Origin of the sequence: Maritimibacter alexandrii (assembly GCF_005871115.1) — a bacterium.
Lineage (GTDB): Bacteria > Pseudomonadota > Alphaproteobacteria > Rhodobacterales > Rhodobacteraceae > Maritimibacter > Maritimibacter alkaliphilus.
On sequence record NZ_SWKQ01000011.1, the window covers coordinates 1 to 20,779 of the forward strand.

15 protein-coding genes are annotated in these 20,779 nt (G+C 64.0%); 10 read left to right on the forward strand and 5 right to left on the reverse strand.

All coding sequences use genetic code 11. The annotated features are described in order from the left end of the window. A partial coding sequence (gene istA / locus FCT00_RS08080; RefSeq protein WP_138422590.1) for an IS21 family transposase occupies window positions 1-1,414 on the reverse strand: 1,414 nt, incomplete at its 3' end. A 526-nt stretch (window positions 1,415-1,940) separates the two neighbouring features. On the opposite strand from istA, the gene FCT00_RS08085 reads away from it, so the two are divergent. Continuing rightward, window positions 1,941-2,207, forward strand: coding sequence for a hypothetical protein (locus FCT00_RS08085; RefSeq protein WP_212747999.1), 267 nt, complete (start codon window positions 1,941-1,943; stop codon window positions 2,205-2,207). Window positions 2,208-2,480: 273 nt separating this feature from the next. On the opposite strand, the gene FCT00_RS08090 is transcribed toward FCT00_RS08085, so the two are convergent. Further along, window positions 2,481-3,233 carry a hypothetical protein gene (locus FCT00_RS08090; RefSeq protein ID WP_171042933.1) on the reverse strand — a complete coding sequence of 251 codons (753 nt, stop codon included), beginning with the start codon at window positions 3,231-3,233 and terminating at the stop codon, window positions 2,481-2,483. A 233-nt stretch (window positions 3,234-3,466) separates the two neighbouring features. Here FCT00_RS08090 and FCT00_RS08095 point away from each other — a divergent pair, with 233 nt between their 5' ends. The 9 genes from FCT00_RS08095 (at window position 3,467) to metH (ending at window position 14,326) form a co-directional block, all read left to right on the forward strand. Further along, window positions 3,467-4,414, forward strand: a complete 948-nt coding sequence (locus tag FCT00_RS08095; RefSeq protein WP_138422593.1) for a tyrosine-type recombinase/integrase — start codon at window positions 3,467-3,469, stop codon at window positions 4,412-4,414. A gap of 353 nt (window positions 4,415-4,767) precedes the next feature. Continuing rightward, window positions 4,768-5,052, forward strand: coding sequence for an acyl carrier protein (locus tag FCT00_RS08100; RefSeq protein WP_171042934.1), 285 nt, complete (start codon window positions 4,768-4,770; stop codon window positions 5,050-5,052). Between the two features lie 34 nt (window positions 5,053-5,086). Beyond that, entirely contained in the window at window positions 5,087-6,196 is a 1,110-nt protein-coding gene (locus FCT00_RS08105; protein ID WP_138422595.1) for a beta-ketoacyl synthase N-terminal-like domain-containing protein, read from the forward strand. Next, window positions 6,193-7,449 carry a beta-ketoacyl synthase N-terminal-like domain-containing protein gene (locus tag FCT00_RS08110; protein ID WP_138422596.1) on the forward strand — a complete coding sequence of 419 codons (1,257 nt, stop codon included), beginning with the start codon at window positions 6,193-6,195 and terminating at the stop codon, window positions 7,447-7,449. The genes FCT00_RS08105 and FCT00_RS08110 overlap by 4 nt, the downstream gene beginning before the upstream one ends. Window positions 7,450-7,519: 70 nt before the next feature. Beyond that, on the forward strand, window positions 7,520-8,602 hold the full coding sequence (locus FCT00_RS08115; protein WP_138422597.1) for a type III polyketide synthase: 1,083 nt from the start codon (window positions 7,520-7,522) through the stop codon (window positions 8,600-8,602). Then, on the forward strand, window positions 8,599-9,330 hold the full coding sequence (locus tag FCT00_RS08120) for a methyltransferase domain-containing protein (RefSeq protein WP_138422598.1): 732 nt from the start codon (window positions 8,599-8,601) through the stop codon (window positions 9,328-9,330). The genes FCT00_RS08115 and FCT00_RS08120 overlap by 4 nt, the downstream gene beginning before the upstream one ends. Before the next feature lie 8 nt (window positions 9,331-9,338). Beyond that, window positions 9,339-10,418: an NAD(P)/FAD-dependent oxidoreductase gene (locus FCT00_RS08125; RefSeq protein WP_171042935.1), complete on the forward strand. Its 1,080-nt coding sequence runs from the start codon at window positions 9,339-9,341 to the stop codon at window positions 10,416-10,418. 148 nt (window positions 10,419-10,566) lie between these two features. Continuing rightward, window positions 10,567-11,616, forward strand: coding sequence for a homocysteine S-methyltransferase family protein (locus FCT00_RS08130; protein WP_138422600.1), 1,050 nt, complete (start codon window positions 10,567-10,569; stop codon window positions 11,614-11,616). Next, window positions 11,609-14,326, forward strand: a complete 2,718-nt coding sequence (gene metH / locus FCT00_RS08135; protein WP_138422601.1) for a methionine synthase — start codon at window positions 11,609-11,611, stop codon at window positions 14,324-14,326. The genes FCT00_RS08130 and metH overlap by 8 nt, the downstream gene beginning before the upstream one ends. A gap of 16 nt (window positions 14,327-14,342) precedes the next feature. Here metH and FCT00_RS08140 read toward each other — a convergent pair whose 3' ends face one another. The 3 genes from FCT00_RS08140 to FCT00_RS08150 form a co-directional block, all read right to left on the reverse strand. Next, window positions 14,343-15,836, reverse strand: coding sequence for a glycosyltransferase family protein (locus FCT00_RS08140; RefSeq protein WP_138422602.1), 1,494 nt, complete (start codon window positions 15,834-15,836; stop codon window positions 14,343-14,345). Between the two features lie 102 nt (window positions 15,837-15,938). Next, entirely contained in the window at window positions 15,939-17,003 is a 1,065-nt protein-coding gene (locus FCT00_RS08145; protein WP_138422603.1) for a capsular polysaccharide export protein, LipB/KpsS family, read from the reverse strand. An 8-nt stretch (window positions 17,004-17,011) separates the two neighbouring features. Continuing rightward, complete coding sequence (locus FCT00_RS08150; protein ID WP_138422604.1) at window positions 17,012-20,779, reverse strand: capsular polysaccharide export protein, LipB/KpsS family; 3,768 nt, start codon at window positions 20,777-20,779, stop codon at window positions 17,012-17,014.

The following is a 20,779-nucleotide window of genomic DNA, read 5'->3' on the forward strand; positions in this document are numbered from 1 at the left end:
TCAGGGGTGGTGGCGGCTCGCGGTGCCGGGCCAGGATGTTCAGCACGACGCCTGCGGAATGGACATTGTGCGACAGGGCTTCGGCGCAGGCCGCCTCGACCGCATCAATCCCGTCGGTCAGCACGGCGCTCAGGATGTCGACCATCTGCCGGTCACCGCCCGGCTGGCGTTCCAGCTTGCGCCACACGCGGCGGATTGGCACCGGCAGCTCCCATTCCCTGAAGGGCGCCCCGTTGCGAAGGGCGCCGGGTTTGCGGGCCAGAACGGGGATGTAATGCAGGGGATCGAAGATGGTTTTGTCCCGCCCGAAGGCCCGCTCATGCTGGCCAACGATTTGCCCATCCTGCCAGCATTCCAGCCGGGCGGCATAGGCCCTGATCTCCACCGGCCGCCCGACCGCCCGGGCATCGACCGAGTAGCGGTTCTTGTCGAACCGCACGAGGCAGGTCTTGGACACCGATGCGGGAACTGCATGGAATCCATCGAAAGGGCCGACGTAAGGCACAAGGCTCGGGCGCTCGTCCTCGAACACCTCCCAGATCGTCTTGTCGCGCAACTCTGGATGTTTGTTCGCCTTGGCATAGGCCAGGCAGCGATCCTCCAGCCAGGCGTTCAACTCGGCATAGGATTTGAACTTCGGACGCGGCACGAAGAAGCGCCGGCGGATCACGCCGACCTGGTTCTCGACTTGGCCTTTCTCCCAGCCCGAGGCCGGGGTACAGGCCACCGGGTCGACCAGGTAATGGCCGCACATCTGCTGGAACCGCCGGTTATAGGCCCGATCCTTGCCAATGAAGATCGCGTCAACGGCGGTCTTCATATTGTCGTAGATGCCCCGCGCACAGGCCCCACCGAAGAAGGCAAACGCCTTGTCGTGGGCGTCGAACACCATCTCCTGTGTCTCTCTGGGATAGGCCCGCACAAACGGCATCCGGCTGTGGCTCAGGCGCACATGCGCAACCTTCACCGTCGTGGTCACGCCGTCAATCAGGACAACCTCATGGCTCCAGTCGAACTGATAGGCTTCGCCCGGGTCGAAGCTCAGCGGCACGTAGGCAGCGGCGGAAGCTTCCCGGGTCGCCTTCGACCAACTCGCCGCATAGCGCCGCACCGCATCATAGCTGCCGTCATAACCCCGGTTGCGCAGCTCTTCGTAAATCCGAACCAGTGTCAGCCGCTGGCGTTTGGGTTGCCGGTCATTCTCAGCCAGCATCTCATCCAGATCGGACCGCCACGGGTCGATCTTGGGGCGGGGCTGCGTGGACCGGTCATAGCTGAACTCGGTTGCCCCGGACCGCACCACCTTCCGCACCGTGTTCCGTGATACCCGCAGCTCCCGGCAGATCTGCTTGATCGACTTCCCCTGGATGAAATGCGCCCGCCTGATCTTCGCAATCGTCTCCACAACCAACATCCCCAAATCGCTCCCTCAATCCTTTGAGGAAGCTTCTGAACAGAAATATCAGGGGGGTCACTTTTGGACGCCGATTACCCCAATACAGGGGTCAATCTTGCATGCCGGTTCACACGCCAGAGCCATTCTCCGGGCCGTAGAGTGCCGGTCTCGCGTTTTCGGCCGTCAACCGCTGGACTAGAAGAAGCGCGCCTCTACGGCCCGTTCTGGAGCGATTTTGGCGGGTGCAAGAACCTGCGTAAGTCGCCACTCGTGCACAGTTCTGCTCCAGTGAGAAGAGTGGCAAACGGCACACAGACCAATTTCATCTACACCAGTAGATCCATCGGTCTTGAACACTTGCCGAGTGCTGATGTGGCCATCTAAGAAGACGTAGAAGGGTCCTTGATCTGTGGCGGCTTTTCGAACGGTAAAGGCGACACGCCCACGACGGCACAATTCTGCGGAACATTGTTTCGCAATAGTCTAGGCGTGCGGATCTGTTTCGCGAATACTGCGGTCCGCCTGCTGTCAGGAGGGAATGATAGTGACGAATGACGACCCAACCTTGATCCGATCCGCAAAAAGCCAACGGATTCTGGTCGACGGGCTCCCGTTTGCGATTGAGATCTTTCGCCTTGATCATCACGCCGACTGGACACTCGAGGTTGTTGATCCGGATGGAACTAGCCACGTCTGGGACGACACGTTCAAGAAAGACAAGTCCGCCCGGGATGAGGCCATTCGTGCGCTTCAAGTTGGCGCAACAGCATTCATGTCAGACTTGGGCGATAGGTCGGTTTCCCTGCAATAGGCAACTCGTCCAGAGGTCACGAGGATCCGGGTCTTTCTAACCATGCTGGATCAGCAGGGCCGCCGCGTATGAGATCCCTCGTTCCCAGGACGCCATGACCGAATAGTGATCATCTGAACGTTCCAATAGGCCGCGAACAATCCCTCCATCAAGCGTATCCTGGTGCGGTTAGGTGCGCTCCTTCGTTGGCGCAGCGGGAGAGTTGCGGCGCGACGCCAAGACGTTCAGGTGACGCACTCAGCCAGCTCAAGGGTCTTTTCGTGTAGCGGGGTCTCAGTCGTCTTCCTCAAACGATGCTGTTGCTACTTCGATCTGATCAAAGGTGTCGAGCGCCCGCTTGACACTGGAAGCAGTCCAAAGCTTGTGCCGGGTGGTTCGAAAACCCCTTTCATTGGCCGTCTTGGCAATCGAATCGAGTGTCGCCTTGCCGCCCCCGCTCACAATTTCGTCGCGGACTTCTGCAAGCATGATCGCTTTTTCTTCCGCTTTTCTCTTGCGCACAATCAAGCTTGCTTGGGCGGCGATCTTTACAGAGTCGTGCCGTTTGTCTGCATCAAGCACCTGACGCTTCACCCCGGCGATGTTGAACTCACTCCGGCCAGCGCCCAAGACCAATTCAATGACTTGACCGTCTGAAAGCTCATCAAGGCGTTTGCCTTGCCGAATGCCCAAGATGTGCCGACGATAGGGCGAGATTTCCCGAAGGAAAGGTTCTCGATATTGATTGGGAGAGTTGCGAAAGAGCCTACCAAGGTCATCCACCAAAACGAGGCCATTTCCGATGCGTTCAGCCCTTTCAAGCAGACCTCGCAAGATGGGAAGATCATGAAGAGATCTAGGTTTGCGTCGATACTCATATGCGCAGGGTAGTTTCTCGAAACCCGAAACATCCCGCCAAGCAGCGAGATTTGCGTTTTGCATGCGCGCTCCGGGGAGTGTTCCGATTGATCGGCCGTTCTTTGCACCATGGGAAACAAGAACATAGCCAATCAAGCCGCCGATCGGCATTGTGCTTTGCGTAGTCATACGTAAATGCCAAATCTCCCTGAGCCCAGCTTTCACAATCGCTGTTTCTCCACGGGGATAGCTAGGGGCTATGAGGGGTATCAGCTAGGTGTGAAACGAAACAAATGAACGTTTGAGTAGTTGGTTGACGGAAAAATACAAGAAATTTCAGTGGCATACTGGGATTCACCCCGACGGCGAACATCTTGAATGCTATAATATGTTCATCGTCGCAAATCGAAGGAAATCCCCGTATGACTGGGTCCCCAAAAACCGTCTATGTCGCGTGTGAAACGTGGCTTAAATCCTGTGAACGCAACCAACTCGAACGGTCGACCTTGAAGGCATATCGTAGCCATGCCCGGGTCCACATTGAACCGAAGATAGGGCATCTTCTGCTCACTGAGCTCAAACGCAGCGACGTCCGCGACTTCAAGGACAGCCTGATCGACAGAGGTGTCTCTCAGGCGCAAGTCAAGAAGATCATGGTTAGCCTACGGGCAGTCATTTCAGAAGCGGTTGAACGCGAATGGGTAGACCGCAATGTCGCTTCTGAGGTGAAGTTCAAACGATCAACACGCCGCGATAACAAGCGAGTCGAAGTCCCGACGAAAGACGAGATCCGCACGATCATTGAGAAGGCGCCGGACTCCCATCGCGCGATGTTCGTCACTGCGATCTTCACTGGCATGCGGATCTCCGAACTTCGGGGACTGAGTTGGGCCGGTGTCGATTTTGACCGGGGCACAATCAAGGTCTTCCAGCGCGCAGACGAATACTGTGTGATTGGAGATCCTAAGAGCCGGGCAGGGGTGCGTGAAATCCCGATGTCGCCGACAGTGCTGAAGACGCTCCGTGAGTGGCAGCTTTCATCGAAACCGAACGAACTCAATCTCGTGTTTCCGAACGGCGTTGGAAAGGTTCAGAACTACTCCAACATCTACAATCGCGTGTTCAAGCCGATGCTCGTTTCGAATGGTATTGTCAATGAAGCTGGCGAGGCGAAATTCGGCATCCACGCGCTTCGCCACGCGGCGGCATCGCTGTTCATCGAACAGGGGTGGAATCCGAAGAAGATCCAGACGCTCCTGGGGCACGCGTCAATCACTATGACGATGGATACCTACGGACACCTGTTTGAGAACGCGGAGGAAGACGTTGCTATGTTCGAAAAGCTGGAGCGTGACCTCCTTGCCGCTTGAGCACTTTTGACAAAGCAGGCGAGCTACGGTGCGGAGAGAACCTGTGCCCTCGGATCGGGAGCCTCGGCGTTGCATGCGCCGAGGCTTCGTCCTTTCCCACCAGACATTCCCTAACCCCTTAGGATGGATTGAAAATCCTCGTGTCGGTGGTTCGATTCCGCCCCCGGGCACCACTTCACCAGAACGCCTCGCACCTGAACCGGCCCCTCCGCCGCCCTGGCCTTCACGGACGTCCCCCCGACGAAACCCGTTGGCCACAACCGCCGCGCGGCGCCCATCATCCGGCCTGAACGATTGACAAGCCCGCCGGCTTCCCCTTCCGTGGAGGGGGGACGCAAATCGGGGGGAGCGCGGTGACGACGACATTTGACAGGGTGGCCGGGATCATTGCCGAGTGGTCAGATGTCGAGAGAGACGAAATCCGGGAGGACAGTCACCTCGTCGAGGATCTCAAGCTCGACTCGGTCGATCTTTTCGACGTCGTCTTCGCGCTGGAGCGGGAATTCGACATCGAACTGCCCATCGAGGATTTCGGGGAAGAACGCGACGGGCAGGAGGCGATACAGGCGCCCGAACTTCTCATGAACGCCTTCTGCGCACGGATCGACAGGCTGGTCGCCCAGAAAGCCGAAGCCTAGTGGTGCATCACGGATCAACGACCGGGCGCGTGCAGTGACGGGGCGCGCGACCGACGTCGTGATTTCGGGTGTCGGTGTGATTTCGGCCTGTGGTGCGACGGGCGCGGCGCATCTTACTGCCCTCGACGGCACTCGTTCCGAGCCCGACATGGCGACCTTCCGCCCGTATTCCGTTTACCGCGCCGCTGCCTTCGACGTCGCAGAGGCGATCCCGAGCAAGAGCGACCGACGGCAGATGGAACCGTGGCAGCATCTTGGGGTGGCGGCCGCACGACAGGCGCTGGGCGATGCCGGTCTGATGGACACGGCGGCGCTCGACGGCCTTTATCTCAACATCTGTGCCAACGGCGGTGCACGCGAGGTCGAGGTGGATTTCGAGGTGCTTGCCGATCTGCGTGCCTCGCCCGATCCCGACGCGGATCTCGTGGCGGCGCAGGCGCGAAAACTGCGGCCTTCCTTTCTGCTGGGGCAGTTGTCCAACATGCTCGCCGGAAACCTCGCGATCATTCTTGGGGTCGGGGGTGGCGCGCGGACGTTCATGGGGGACGACATGGCCGGGGTCGATGCGATGGCGGATGCGATTGCGCGGGTGGCCGCAGGCCAATGCGACAGGATCATGGTCGGCGGGGTTCTGGATGCCGAACGTCCTGACCTGATGCTCGCACATGCTCTGGGCGACAGGCTTGCGTCGGATGCGGTGCCCTCCGTTCTCGACCCAGCGCGTCGGGGCGTGGTGCCGGGCAGCGTGGCGGCCTTCGTCGTATTGGAGAGCGCGCGGGTCGCGCAGGATCGCGGGGCGGGGCCGCTTGCCGGGGTGTCGCCTGTGAGCGTTGCGGCGGAGGGCCCGGCGCTCGTTGACATCCTTGGTCAGGTGGCGTCCGGCCCGTCCATCGACGCGATCTACACCAGCGTGTCCGGCGCGCAGCCCGTGACCGCCGATGCGGTGAAGGGCCTCAGGTCAGCGCATCTCGACACGCCGGTGACCGCCACAGCCGATCTCGTCGGACATGCAGTCGAAGCCGCGTTTCCCTTCGCGGTCGCGCTTGCGGCGCTTTCGGTGCGGTCCGGCCGTGAACGGCGCATTCTGGCGACCACGGCCTGCGAGAGCGGGGCGGCGGCCCTTGTGGTCGAGGCGATGGCATGAGCGGGACCGGGTCCGTCGCCGTCACCGGGATCGGCATCGTGACCGCGCTCGGTCAGGGCGCTGCGGCGAACTGGGCGGCGATGCGCGCGGCGAAATCGGGGGCGGCGCCGGTCCGCCGTTTCCCGACCGAAGGCCTTGCCACGCGGTTCGCCGCAACGGTCGATGCGTTCTGCGACCCCGCGCTCAGACCGACCGAGCGCACCGCCGAGCTGGCCCTCGTGGCCGCGAACGAGGCGCTGGCGCAGGCCGGGCATGAGCCGGGGGCGACGTTTCCCGGCAAGCTCGTCGTTGGCATCCCGCCGATCCAGATGGAATGGTCCGACCGGATCGCGCTGGACCGGGCGACCGGGGGCCGGGCCACTGGCTATGGCGACCTGATCCGCATGGCCGGCGCGGCCAAAAACAACGGTCTTTTCGATGTCCTGCGGTTCGACGGCACGACCCGGCGGCTCGCGGCCCGCGTGAAGCCTGTCGGGCGGCCCGTGACCATCACCACGGCCTGCTCGTCCGGCGCGACGGCGATCCAGATCGGGGTCGAAGCGATCCGGCGGGGCGAGGTCGACCGGGTGCTCGCGGTCGGGGCCGATGCCTCGGTCAGCCCGGAAATGCTTCTGCGCTTCGGCCTGCTGTCGGCGCTGTCGCGCCGGAACGACAGCCCCGAAACCGCCTCGCGCCCTTTCGACAAGACGCGGGACGGGTTCGTGCCGGGCGAGGGGGCCGGGGCGCTCGTCCTCGAACGGGCCGAGGCCGCCCATGCCCGTGGGGCGAACGTCTTGGGGTATGTGCGCGGCGTGGGCGAACGGCTCGACGCCTATCACCGCATCCGACAGCGCCCGGACGCGGGTCCGGTCGGGGCGGCGATGGCCGCTGCGATTGCCGATGCGGGCCTTGCGCCGCAGGATATCGGATACGTCAATGTGCACGGCACATCGACGGGCGAAAACGACCGGGTCGAAAGCGTCGGCATAGGGCAGGTCTTCGGTCCGCGCGCCCCGGACCTTCCGGTGTCGTCGCTCAAATCCATGACCGGACACATGCTCAGCGCGGCGGCGGCGGTCGAGGCGGCGGCGTCGCTGCTGATGATCGCCGAGCAGACGCTGCTTCCGACCATCAACCATGAAACGCCCGACCCGGAGATCCCGCTCGACGTCGTGCCGAACGTGGCGCGCCCCGCCGATGTCACCCATGTTCTAAGCAATTCCTTCGGCTTCGGCGGGCAGAACGTCTGCCTCGTGCTTTCGGCCGAGCCGTGAGGCGGTCCGAGACAAATGCCCGCACGCGCCATGTGACGTGCTAGACAGAACAAAACCGATCAGGAGCGACATGCCTGCATATCTGAACGCAATCGGAACGGCGGTGCCGGCCCATGATGTCCATGCGCCGTATCTCGAAATCGCGCCCTATTTCCTGACCTCCGAGACGGATCGCAAGAGCTTCGCCAAGATGGCGCGGCGCGCAGGCATCACCCATCGCTATTCGACGCTGGAGCCTGCGGACCCGTCGCGATGGACCGACCGCTACGATGCCGAGGGGTTCTACCGCCCCGGCGCGTTTCCATCGACGGGCGCGCGCATGAAGCGGTATTCGCGCGAAGCCCCGGCGCTTGTCGACGGCGCCATCGCCGATCTGGCGGGGCAGGCCGGTCCCGACTGGGCCGAGGGGCTGACGCATCTGGTCATCTGCACCTGCACCGGGTTCTCGGCGCCGGGGATCGATCACCACATGGTCAACGCGCATGGCGTGCCCTCGACGGTCGAGCGGACGCTGATCGGCTTTATGGGCTGCAACGCCGCGATCAACGGCTACAAGACCGCGCGCCACATCGTGACGGCGGACCCGACCGCCAAGGTTCTTGTCCTCAACGTCGAGCTTTGCGGGCTGCACTTTCAGGAAAACGCCCCGCTTCAGACCGCGCTCATGTTCATGCTCTTCGCCGACGGGGCCGCCGCCGCGCTGGTCAGCGCGGAGCCCACGGGGTTCAAACTCGAAGCGTTCCGCTCCGACATGCTGCCCGACAGCGAAGGCCACATCACGTGGGACATCGGCGACAACGGGTTCGATATGTGGCTGTCCGGCCGGGTGCCGCGCACGATTTTCAAAAACCTGCCGGGTCACTTCGAAACCCTTGCGGCGGATGCGGGCGGGCGCGACATCGACCTCTGGGCGATCCACCCCGGCGGGCGCACGATCATCGACGCGGTCGAGGCGGCGCTGGAGCTGTCCGCCGAAGACGTCGCCTACTCGCGCGGTGTGTTGAACGACTTCGGCAATATGTCCTCGGCGACGCTTCCTTTCGTTCTCAGCCGGATGCTGGCCGAGCCGCGCTCGGGCCGCACAGGGGTCGCCATCGGTTTTGGCCCCGGCGTCAGCGTCGAAAGCATGGTGTTCTCGGAGGCCGAGGGATGAAGCACGCTGGCTTCGTGCTGCCCGGACGCATCCACGAAGAAGAGTTGATGGATACCGAGGCGGTGCCGCAGGCGGACCTTGCCCGCTGCCTGCGTGACCTGTCCCGCGTCAATGCCCTGAGTATGGGCTATCGTCCGACGCTGCACTGGCTGGACCGCGCCGTTGCCGGACGGGATCGCGTCACCATCGTCGATATCGGTTGCGGGTATGGCGACATGCTTCGGCAGGTCGAACGCTGGGCCGCGCGGCGTGGGGTCGAAGTCGATCTGCTGGGCATCGACCTGAACCCCACGACCATCCGGATCGCCGCCGAGGCCACGCCCGACACGTCGAACATCCGGTGGGAGGTGATGAACCTTTTCGACATGCCAAAGGACCGGCGCCCGGACATCGTCATCAGCTCTCTCTTCGCGCACCATCTGGGGGATGCGGAGCTTCTCGACTTCGTGCGCTGGCTGGATCGGAACTGCCGGGTCGGCTGGTTCATCAACGATCTGCACCGCCACTGGATTTCCGCCTGGGGTCTGACGCTGATCTTCGCGGTCTGGCCGGTTCATCGCTTCGTGCGTAACGACGGCCCTGTTTCGGTGCGTCGTGCTTTCGTGCGTGACGATCTCAACCGCGTGGCCGAGGCTGCGGGGCTGCCGTCTGACGGTCTCACGCTCCGGTGGTGGTTCCCGTTCCGCTTCGGCTTCGGCCGCCTGACGGGAGGGGCCGGGCCATCGTAGAGTTCGTGGTGATCGGCGGCGGCCTTGCCGGTGCGGCGACCGCGACCCACCTCGCACGTGCAGGCCGCGAGGTCATCCTGCTGGAACGCGACCGAACGCCCAGCCACAAGGTCTGCGGCGAGTTTCTGGGGCAGTTGGCCTGCGGCGAGCTGGACCGCTTCGGCGTCGATCTCGCCGCGCTCGGGGCCGTGCAGATCGCACGAACACGGCTTTTTGCGGGTCGGGCCAAGGCCGAGGCACCGTTGCCCTTTCGGGCGGCGGGCCTGTCGCGCGTAACGCTCGACCCCCATCTGCGCACCCTTGCCGCCGGGGCGGGGGTGGAGCTTCGCACCGGCATTCGTTCCACGGGTGTCACCCCGGGGGCGGTCGAGGTCGAAGGCGGCGCATCCATCGCCGCCGACCATGTGATCGTCGCCACCGGCAAGCATGAGGTGCGCGGTGCCCTGCGCCGAACCGTGGCCAAGGCGAAGGATTCCAAGATCGGGATCAAGGAGCATCTGCGGCTGACCGGCGAGCAATTCGATGCCCTCGGCCCAGCGGTCGAACTCCACTTCATCCCCGGTGGTTATGCCGGGCTGATGCCCGTCGGGGCCGGGGCCGCGAACCTGAGCATCGCCATGGAAACCGGGGTTTGGCGCGAACACGGGCTGACCCCTGCGAGCTATCTCGATTGGCTCCGGTCCGTGTCGCCGTCCCTTTCGCTGCGGCTCGACGGGGCCACACGCCTTTTCGAGCGGCCCCTGATGGTCAGCGGCGTGCCCTACGGTTTTCGCCTGTGGGGGGCCAAACCGGACCAGCAGGGGATCTGGCGCGTGGGCGATCAGGCGATGGTGACGCCCTCGCTGACGGGCGAGGGCATGTCGCTTGCCCTCGGAACCGCCAAATGCCTTGCCGATTGCCTGCTGAACGGCGCCTCGACCAGCGACTATCGCGCGGAGCTGAAACGGAGGTTCGGCAGGCAGATCGCGGTGGCCCGCGCCTTCGATGTCGTGCTGCAACGCGAGTCGCTGCATCCGCCGATCGTGGGCGGGCTGGCGCATTGGCCCGCGTTGCTGAGTGCCGGGGCAAAGTGGTCGCGTGGCGGCTGACAAAGCCTCTTTTATGGGCGCGTGCTTCTTCAAGAGCACCTACGACGCGGCCCAAGATTATGAGCCCGTCTCATAATTCTGTGTAGATTTATGAATTTGAATGCTTGTGGCCGGTCGCGTACACCGCCCACAAGAAAGCAGGACACCTATGCGCGCATTCAACATTCCGCCCACGGACACCGAGGCGGCCCTGAAACGGGCGGCCCGCAAACGTATTCTCATTCTCGACGGTGCGATGGGCACGCAGATACAATCGCTCGGCCTCGATGAAGACGCCTTTCTGGGGCATGGCGGGCATAGCTGCGCCTATCACTCGGACCATCCGCAGAAGGGCAACAACGACCTTCTGATCCTGACCCAACCGGACGAGATCGAACGGATTCACTACGATTTCGCCATGGCCGGTGCCGATATCGTCGAGACGAACACGTTTTCGTCCACGACCATCGCGCAGGCCGATTACGCGATGGAAGAGGCGGTTCACGATCTGAACGCCCAAGGTGCCCGGATCGCACGCCGTGCGATGGATCGCGCGACCGCCGAGGACGGCAAGCCGCGCTGGGTGGCGGGGGCGGTGGGGCCGACGAACCGCACCGCGTCGATCAGCCCGGACGTGAACGACCCCGGCTACCGCGCCGTGACCTTCGACGATCTGCGCCGCGCCTATGGCCAGCAGATCCGGGGGCTGATCGCGGGCGGGGCCGACCTGATCTTGATCGAAACCATCTTCGACACGCTCAACGCAAAGGCGGCGATCTTCGCCTGTTTCGAGGCCTTTGCCGAGCATGGCAAACGCCTGCCCGTGATGATCTCCGGCACGATCACCGACGCTTCGGGGCGCACCCTGTCGGGCCAGACGCCCACCGCCTTCTGGCATTCCGTGCGCCACGCGCGGCCCTTCACCGTGGGCCTCAACTGCGCGCTCGGCGCCAACGCGATGCGCCCGCACCTCAAGGAATTGTCCGACGTGGCCGACGCGCTCATCTGTGCCTATCCCAACGCCGGGCTGCCCAATGCCTTCGGCGAGTATGACGAGGGGCCGGACGACACCGCGCCGCAGGTCGAGGAATTCGCCCGCGAAGGCCTGGTGAACGTCGTCGGTGGCTGTTGCGGCACCACCCCGGACCATATCCGCGCCATTGCCGAAGCCGTCGCCAAGTACGAACCGCGCAAATTGCCGAGTTACACCGATGCCTGAACCGCTTCTCCGCCTCTCCGGACTCGAACCCTTCGTCCTGACGAAAGACATTCCTTTCGTGAACGTGGGCGAGCGCACGAACGTCACGGGGTCGGCCAAGTTCCGCAAGCTCATCACCAATCGTGACTACGCGACCGCGCTCGACGTCGCGCGCGATCAGGTCGAGAATGGCGCGCAGATCATCGACGTGAACATGGACGAGGGGCTGATCGACTCGAAACAGGCGATGATCGAGTTTCTGAACCTGATCGCCGCCGAGCCCGACATCGCCCGCGTGCCGATCATGATCGACAGTTCCAAGTGGGAGGTGATCGAGGCCGGGCTGCAATGCGTGCAGGGCAAGCCGGTGGTGAACTCCATCTCGCTCAAAGAGGGCGAGGAGGCGTTCATCGAACAGGCGAGCCTGTGTCTGGCCTATGGGGCCGCCGTGGTCGTCATGGCCTTCGACGAGGACGGGCAGGCCGACACCTTCGCGCGCAAGACCGAGATTTGCGCGCGCGCCTACAAGGTGCTGACCGAAATCGTGGGCTTCCCGCCCGAAGACATCATCTTCGACCCCAACATCTTCGCCGTGGCGACGGGGATCGAAGAGCACGACAACTACGGCGTCGACTTCATCGAGGCCGCGCGCTGGATCAGGCAGAACCTGCCGCATTGTCATGTGTCCGGCGGCGTCTCGAACCTTTCGTTCAGCTTCCGCGGGAACGAGCCGGTACGCGAAGCGATGCATGCCGTGTTCCTCTACCACGCGATCCACGCGGGCATGGACATGGGGATCGTCAACGCGGGTCAGCTTGCCGTTTACGACCAGATCGACCCCGACCTGCGCGAGGCCTGCGAGGACGTGGTCCTGAACCGCACACCCGCAAACGGCGGCAGCCCGACCGAGAACCTGCTGGACCTCGCCGAACGCTTCAAGGACGCGGGGCGCGAAGAGAAGAAGCGCGACCTCAAATGGCGCGAGTGGCCGGTGGAAAAGCGGCTGGAACATGCGCTGGTCAACGGCATCACCGAATTCGTGGACGAAGACACCGAGGCCGCGCGCCTTGCCGCAGACAAGCCGCTCGACGTGATCGAGGGGCCGCTCATGGCGGGGATGAACGTCGTCGGCGACCTGTTCGGCGCGGGCAAGATGTTCCTGCCGCAGGTGGTGAAATCCGCCCGCGTGATGAAACAGGCGGTCGCGGTGCTGCTGCCCTATATGGAGGCCGAGAAAGAGGGCGGGCGCGACACCGCGGGCACCATCCTCATGGCCACCGTCAAAGGCGACGTCCACGACATCGGCAAGAACATCGTCGGCGTCGTGCTGGCCTGCAACAACTACGAGATCATCGACCTGGGCGTCATGGTCCCGCCGCAGAAGATCCTCGAGGTCGCGCGCGAGCGGAAGGTCGACATCATCGGCTTGTCCGGCCTAATCACACCATCGCTCGACGAGATGGTTCATCTGGCCTCCGAGCTGGAGCGCGAGGGCTTCGATCTGCCGCTTCTCATCGGCGGGGCCACGACCTCCAAGGTTCATACGGCGGTGAAGATTTCGCCCCGTTACGCCCGCAGTCAGGCGATCTACGTCACCGACGCCAGCCGCGCGGTCGGCGTCGTCTCGTCGCTTCTGAGCAAGACGCAGAAACAGCCCTATATCGACGATATCCGCAGCGAATATGCCGAGGTCGCGGAACGCCACGAGCGCAGTGAACGGGCCAAAGAACGCCTGCCGCTGGCCAAGGCGCGGGCGAATGCGAAGAAGATCGACTGGTCCGAGTACAAGGTCGAAACCCCTTCGTTCTTCGGGCCGAAAGTGATCGAGAACTGGGATCTGGCCGAGATCGCGCGCTATATCGACTGGACCCCGTTCTTCCGCACGTGGGAGCTCAAGGGCGTCTATCCCCGCATTCTCGAAGACGAGAAGTATGGCGAAGCGGCGCGCGGCCTGTTCGCCGACGCGCAGGCGATGCTGCAACGGATCATCGGCGAGGACTGGTTCGCGCCGCGCGCGGTGGTCGGGTTCTGGCCCGCGAACGCGGTGGGCGACGACATCCGGCTCTTCAAGGACGAGGGGCGCAAAGACCCGCTCGCCACGCTCCATACGCTTCGTCAGCAGCATTCCAAGCGCAAGGACAGCCCGAACGTGGCGCTGTCGGATTTCGTCGCGCCTGAGGGCACGCCCGATTACGTGGGCGGTTTCGTCGTGACCGCCGGGCCGGAAGAGATCGCGATCGCGGAACGGTTCGAACAGGCGGGCGACGACTATGGTTCGATCATGGTCAAGGCGCTGGCCGACCGCTACGCCGAAGCCATGGCTGAAATGCTGCATGAGCGCGTGCGCAAGGATCATTGGGGCTACGGTTGTGACGAAGGGTTCGCCCCCGAAGAGCTGATCGCCGAACCCTACCGCGGCATTCGTCCCGCGCCGGGGTATCCGGCCCAGCCCGATCACACGGAAAAGCGCACCCTGTTCGCGCTGCTCGACGCCGAGGCGACCACCGGGGTCACGCTCACCGAAAGCATGGCGATGTGGCCGGGGTCGTCGGTGTCCGGCCTCTATATCGGCCACCCCGAAGCCTATTACTTCGGGGTGTCGAACATCGAACGCGATCAGGCGGCGGACTATGCCGAACGTAAGGGCATGAGCCTCGAGGAGGTCGAGCGTTGGCTTGCCCCGATCCTCAACTACAACCCGAACGAGGCGTCCAGCATCGCGGCGGAGTGACCCGCGCCACGGCGGTTCAGCGCGATACGAGGCCGAGCGCCACGGGGTGCACGGCCATGATACCGGACCCGCCCTGATCCAGAACCCAGAACCCGGCATCGCGCAGGGCTTTGCGGACGGCGCGCCGGCTGCGTTGCGGGATCTTGCGGCCTTCGACCTGAATGTAATTCGGGGTCGGCAGGTCTCCCGCGTCGATCGCCGCGAGGCACGCCTCGACCGCTTCGGGATCGCGCCCGGCAGTCGCCAGCGCCACGACCTGCGGATCGTCGATCCCCGCCAGTGTCATAAGCTCGGGCCAGACCCTTGCCGGGCGGCGGGTGCGCACCCAGTCGGGCCTGCGGCTTGGAAACAGGCGCTGTAGCAGCCCCTCGATCCCGGTCGCGGGGTCGATCACTTCAACGGTTGGCACATCGTCCGCGCGGCGCACGACCTCCATATCGCCGTTCTCGACGGCGAAGGCCGCCTCGACGATGCGGGCGAACGGGCTGGTGATCCCGGTCTCCAGCCGCTCGATCCAGCTTTGATCGGTGACGCAGATCGCGGCTTCGGCGTTCGCCCGGTTGATGAGGTCGAGGATCGGCGCGACCGGATTGCCGATCTGAAGCACCTTCAACCCGGCGTCCTCGGACAGGATGTCGAACACCTCGTTGCGCAGGTTCCGGCCCTCGCGCGCGCGGTCCCACATATGGCTGGCGCGCAACGCGGCGGCCAGTCGGGCGTCCGACAGGCTGCGGGCGACCTGCGGCATCGCGGCGACTGTGGGCATCTTGGTGAACTGCACCGCGATATCGTCCTCGTCGCGCAGGAAGGTGGCGAAACGGTCGTCCGACAGCTTGCGGATCAGGTCGTCGGTGCGCTCCCGGTCCATTTCGTTCACGGCGTGGGAGTGGATGACCTTCACCCCCATGTTCGCCCCTTTGGACTGGTTCGAAAACTCCGCCCGGAAATTGTATTCCGGCGGCAGGACGAGGAACCGGACCCGCGACCGGTAGAGCAGGCGGTTGAACGACGGTTGGTCCTGCCGCGTCACCTCCGACGTGTCGCGGTAGGCGTCCTCCCAGGCCGCGACGAAGGCGGCGGTGTCGGGGTCGGTCAGGTTCAGGCCCAGAACGCCGCCGTTCAACCCGGTGAAGCATTCCGGCAAGGACGCATCCCAGGCCCCGACGGGCGAGCGCCGGATGGGCGCGTGGCTTGCGGCAAGGCCGAAGTCGTCGAGCGCGGCAAAGATCGAACCGACATCGCCCGCGAAGATCGTATCGGTGTCGACATAGATCACCTTGTCGTATGGCGCCGTCGCGATGGCCCTGATCTTGCCGATCCGGGTGTGGTCGTCCGGGGCGACCTCAAGCTGCCGGATGGCGTCGAAGCCATCGACCTCCACATCCGCAAGCGTGGTGGCGAGGGTCACGTGGACCTCCGGCATGACGCGTCGAAGCGAGGCGACCGACCGCTCGGCCTGCGCGATATAGCGCGGCGCGTCCGCGTAATAGAGTATGCCTTCAGATGCCACGACCCGTCCCCCGTTGCGCCCGTTCAGGATGGCAGAACGGGCGGGGGGATCAATCCTTCGCCCCGCCGCGCCCGCCGCACGGAAGCCTGCGACCGGCACGCCTTATTGCGGATGCAGAATTTCCTCGCGTCGTGCCCGCTCGATCTGCGCGAAGTGCTCGAAGACCTGAAGCTGATCTTCGTTGAACCCGTGGGAATCGATGTCGAGCGCGTTCAGCGCCTCGGCGATCCTGCCGCGCAGGGCGAGCGTGTCGGCGGCGTGAACGCAATGGAGTTTCAGAAACCACGTCAGAAAGCGGTCGCGGAAATCCGGGTCGAGCCGTTCGGCATCGGCCAGTGCTTCGCCCAGCTCGCCCAGCCGGTTGAACGACCGCGTCGCGATCTCGAAATCCGACTTGCCGAAGGTCACGACCGGCTTGCCGTGGATCAGCGCCTCGAACAGCACGCCCGAATTGCAGCCGACGACCGCCTTCGACTGCCCGATCAACTGGTGCACCGACGCGGTCGAAAGCCTCAGGTTCGCGAAATCTCGGTTCAGGTCTTCGAGCCGTTCCTCCACCGCCTGCGATTTGCACAGCGGGTGACGCTTGACGACGACCGCGGCGCCGGTGTCCGCCGCGACCTTGGCAAGCTGGGCGGCCACGTCGAGCTGATCGAGATAGGCGAATTGCGCAACCGGGTCTTCGACCGTCTGAAGCGGCAGGAAGTAGAACTCGCGCGGCAGCTTCGCATCGCGCTCGGCCGGCTGTTCGTATTTCGACACGTTCCGGTCCAAAGCTTCCTGCCGGATGTCCGAGACGAACTTTCGCGCCTGACGTTTGGGGATCTTGCGCACCTCGTCCGCGACCGCATCCGGATTTCGCGCGAGTGTCGAGAACCCGGAGAACCCGCGCGGGTCGGCCGTGTAATAGGGCGGCCAATAGGATTCCTTCAGCCGAAGCACGTTCCCCTCGGCGCCCTGCGAATGAAAGCTGATGACAAGCTGCCCCCGTTTCGTCGCCCGTGGCGCGGCATCGGCGGCATAGGGCAGGCGGATCGGGCGAACCGTGACGCACAGGTCGGCAAGCGCCACGAGGATCGAGGCATAAAGACGCTGGTGCCGCAGGCAATCCAGCGGGTTATCGAACCACGCCGCCGGAACCTCGAGCACGACATCCGCGTCTTTCATGCCCAGCCCTACCGGATTTCGCCGCGCGGAAAGACGATCCGCGACAGGATGCGGCCCGGCTTCGACGGGCTGGCGCGCATAAAGGCGATGGGATCACGTTCCAGCGCCGGGATCATCCCGGTGTTCCCGGTCAGTTTGAGCGCGGTCCGGATGATCGGCACCCAGACCTTGAAACCGCCAAGCGCGGGCGTGTTCGGATAGAGCAGCCCGATGCGGAACGGCGTGTATTGCGCCCAGTTCTCGCGCGCGAAATCGGCAGGTTCGCGGCGGAAGGCCGGAAGGACTTCGGGCATCGCGCGTTTGACGTAAAGGGTCTCGAAGATCGGGGTGAGAAGCCAGAGCCGCCAGCCGAAATGGCCGTAATTCACCACGCGCGGCCCGGTCGCCCGTTGGGTCAGGCGATCCGGCACACCGTCGTCGACCACGTCCTCCGGCTTGGCCGCGTCATAGGCGGCCGCGACAAGGGCGAACTCCCCGGCATGCAGCGCATCGTCCTGTGCGGGCGGGCGCTGGGCCTCGCCGTCGAACAGAACCCCGTCCTCCCGCCCGAAATAGGTCCGGGCGATGGCCGCGTTCGTGTCGCGGGCGTTGCGCATCAGGGTCTCGGCAAGCTCCTCGGTCAGGAACCACGGGCGCCCCATCTGCAACCCGCGATCCGCGCGGAATTTCTGAAACCCGGTCGTCACCGTTTCGATGAAGGTGAAATAGGCATCGCGATTGCGGAACTCCCGCGCGTTGTACATGCGCACAAGCTCGACATGGGCGGTCGACAGGCGCGCGGAGTTGGCCTGTAGCGCATCCGGCTGCGGCAGGTCGAGCAGAACGGGAAGGTCGGTCACCTTGGCGAAATCCGTAAGCAGATCGCCGCCCTCGAACGCCCGTTTGTCGAACAGGCGCACCTTGACCTTGTTTCTGCCGATCACCTCGGCCCAGCGTTCGATGTTCGCGGCATAGTCCAGTCGCGCGATCGTCTCGGGCGTGGTCAGCCATTCGGCAAAGCTTCCGTCGACGCGGCCGACCGCGCCGCCCGCCACGAACTCGGCATATTGCGCATTGGCCCATTCGTCCTGCCGCCGCAGATAGACGACCATTTCGACGTCGTAATCCGCGAAATAGTTGGCGATCTGGTAAGCGTTCTCCTGAAGAAAGAACGCCTCGCTCGACAAGACGATGGTGTGGATGCGCTCGCCCATGAGCGCGAGGCCATGTTCGATATGGGCGCGCAGGCCGGGTTCGTTGCGCACCGCGTTGCGGGTGAATTCCGAATGTCCCGCCTGTTTGTGGGGCCGGACCCTTTGCCAGAACAGGCCGACCTCGGGATACCAGACGCCATCGCGCATCAGGGCGGGGCGGTTCGTCTCCATCAGGTGCTGGAGGAAGGTCGAGCCGGTCTTGGTCGCCCCGATGTGAACCACGATCCGGGGGCGCTTGCCTGGTTTCGGCGCGCGTCCGGCCTGTGTCTTGACCAGCCCGTTGCGGGCATAGTGGTTCAGCGCGGCCTGAAGGTCGCTGTCGTCTGGCGTCTCGGGCGCCTGTCGATAAACCTTGTAAAGCTCATCCTGCGGGATCGGGCGCAGGTTCACCGCCGCGTCGAGCAGGTCGGGACGGCCCGCGCGCAGCGCCGCGATGGCAAGCTGGAACGCCCCCGCGCGATTGTGCTGCACCCGGCGCTCGGTCGAGGTCGCGTCGTAGTCGCCCGCCCGGAAATCGTATGACTCGAGCGTCCCGCGCACCCGGTCCAGAAACGCCTGGAACGCCTCGCCGCCCATTTCCTGATAATAGGCATAGGGCTCGGTCAGGATCATATGGTCGATATACTGCGACATATGAAAGGCAAGGTGCGGGCGCAGGGGCGAGGTCCGGTCGCGCGCGCCGTGATCGCCGAGCGCCTGAAGCGTCGTCTCGAAATTCATGAACATCCGGTCGAAGTCCTTCGGCCCCCTCTTGCGGCGCGCGGTCGAGGCAGGCCGGATGCGATAGGTCGTGGTCGGACAGGTCGTCAGGCTCAGAACACGGGCATTGGTCAGCGCCCGGACCAGAAACGCCCGCTCCTCCCACTGGGTCGTGACGAAGCGCCCCTCGATCTCGTTCAGCCAGTCGCGACGGTAAAGCCACGTCCAGAAATGCCGGTTGCGCAGAATGCGCGGCGTCTCGGCATAGGTGGTGCGGTCGATCTGCTGGTCGAAATTGGCTTCCGACGCGTCGGGACGGTCGTAGATGTATTCGCCGTTCTTGCCGAAGACCGCCTCGGCCGCCTTCTTGCCCCGCACCATGTCGGAGCCATTGGCTTCGGCCACGGCGACCAGCGTTTCCAGCGCCTCGGGGTTCGGCATCCAGTCATCGCCGTCGATGAACCAAATGAAGTCGCCCTTGGCCTGATCGATCGCGATGTTGCGCGCAAAGCCCTGGCCCACGTTTTCGTCGAGCACGATGGGCTTGATCCGGGGATCGGCCTTGGCCAGACGGTCGATGATCGCCTGCGCGTTGTCCGGGGTCACGTCGTTCACCGGCAGGATCTCGATCTCGCGCAGAGTCTGGGCCTGCACCGAAGCGATGCAATCCTCGATATAGGCCTCGACCCCGTGCACGGGAATGATGACCGAGACCTTGGGGGCCGCGTCCAGTTCCGCCTGCGTCGGCGGAAGCGGGAACGGTCGGTGCGTTTCGATATAGTCCAGCGCATCCTCGACCTGCGAGGGCACCGCGCAGCCCGGCACATGATAGATCGTGTACCAGATGTAGAAGGCGTGGAAGATGTCCTCGAGCGTCCGGGCGCGATGGCGATGCGGGATCGCCTGCCGATCGTCGGTCAGACCCCAGCCGCCGTAGAAGGGCGCGCCGAAGGTCACGACCTTTTTGCCCGCGAACAGCGCCTCAAGCCCCATCTGGCTCGTGCCGACATAGACCGTGTCGACCATGTCGAAGATCGTGTAGGGGTTCACCGGATCGCGTAGGACGACGATCCGTCCGGTCGTTTCCAGATGCGTGTAGTAGCCCGACCGCTTGCCCTTTTCCCAGCTCGAATCCGGGTGCGTCTTGACGATCACCTGCGCATCCGGGTTCTCGGTCAGGGCGGCGATCAGCATCCGCTCGAAATCGCTCTCGGTCAGCTTGCCGTAAACGGTGGACGCATCTGCAAACGCCTGATCGCAGACCAGAACGGCGCGGTCGTAGCCCTCGGGCAGCGTCGGCGCCTCCATCGGCTGCGCGTTGTATTTCGAGATGCGGCGCTCGACGAGCCGGTCGATCAGGCCGCGCGCGCGCGCCCTTTCCGCGTCGCTCAGTTCGCGGTCGCTGTTCAGGCGATGGATCAGGCGGTTCGGGTAATCCGCCATGAAGTAATAGGCGATGTCGTCGTAGACATAGCCGAGGCAGGCGTATGACGCGTTGCCTTCCTTGAAGGAATGCGCCCAGCTGTGCGAGGTCGCGACGAAGCCCGCCTCGAAAAAGATCGGGTCCGTGCCTTCGGGCATCGCGTCCAGCGCGCGCACACCGCCTTTGTGGGAATGTTCCGGGTCGCGGTAGATCGACCCGGAAATCAGGAAATCCTGGCTCTTGGCGAAGGCGCTGTCATCGACGCCGACCGCCGCCGGGAAAAGCTGGCGCAGGTTCGCGCCGAAAAACCGTGTCAGGTTGTCGTTGATATAGCCCACGCCGATCTTGTGCGTGCGCCGGGCGAGGACGTGTTCACGGATGTCGATGGTCGGGTCGTGGCGGACCTGTCGCTGATCCAGAAGCTCCACGAAACGGCGAAAGGCGCGGTCGTTCTGCTTCAT

Coding starts and splice junctions, on each gene's coding strand:
- FCT00_RS08090 (WP_171042933.1), bottom strand. CDS start 3,233: ATGACTACGCAAAGCACAATGCCGATCGGCGGCTTGATTGGCTATGTT.
- FCT00_RS08095 (WP_138422593.1), top strand. CDS start 3,467: ATGACTGGGTCCCCAAAAACCGTCTATGTCGCGTGTGAAACGTGGCTT.
- FCT00_RS08110 (WP_138422596.1), top strand. CDS start 6,193: ATGAGCGGGACCGGGTCCGTCGCCGTCACCGGGATCGGCATCGTGACC.
- FCT00_RS08115 (WP_138422597.1), top strand. CDS start 7,520: ATGCCTGCATATCTGAACGCAATCGGAACGGCGGTGCCGGCCCATGAT.
- FCT00_RS08120 (WP_138422598.1), top strand. CDS start 8,599: ATGAAGCACGCTGGCTTCGTGCTGCCCGGACGCATCCACGAAGAAGAG.
- FCT00_RS08130 (WP_138422600.1), top strand. CDS start 10,567: ATGCGCGCATTCAACATTCCGCCCACGGACACCGAGGCGGCCCTGAAA.
- metH (WP_138422601.1), top strand. CDS start 11,609: ATGCCTGAACCGCTTCTCCGCCTCTCCGGACTCGAACCCTTCGTCCTG.
- FCT00_RS08145 (WP_138422603.1), bottom strand. CDS start 17,003: ATGAAAGACGCGGATGTCGTGCTCGAGGTTCCGGCGGCGTGGTTCGAT.
- FCT00_RS08150 (WP_138422604.1), bottom strand. CDS start 20,779: ATGAAGCAGAACGACCGCGCCTTTCGCCGTTTCGTGGAGCTTCTGGAT.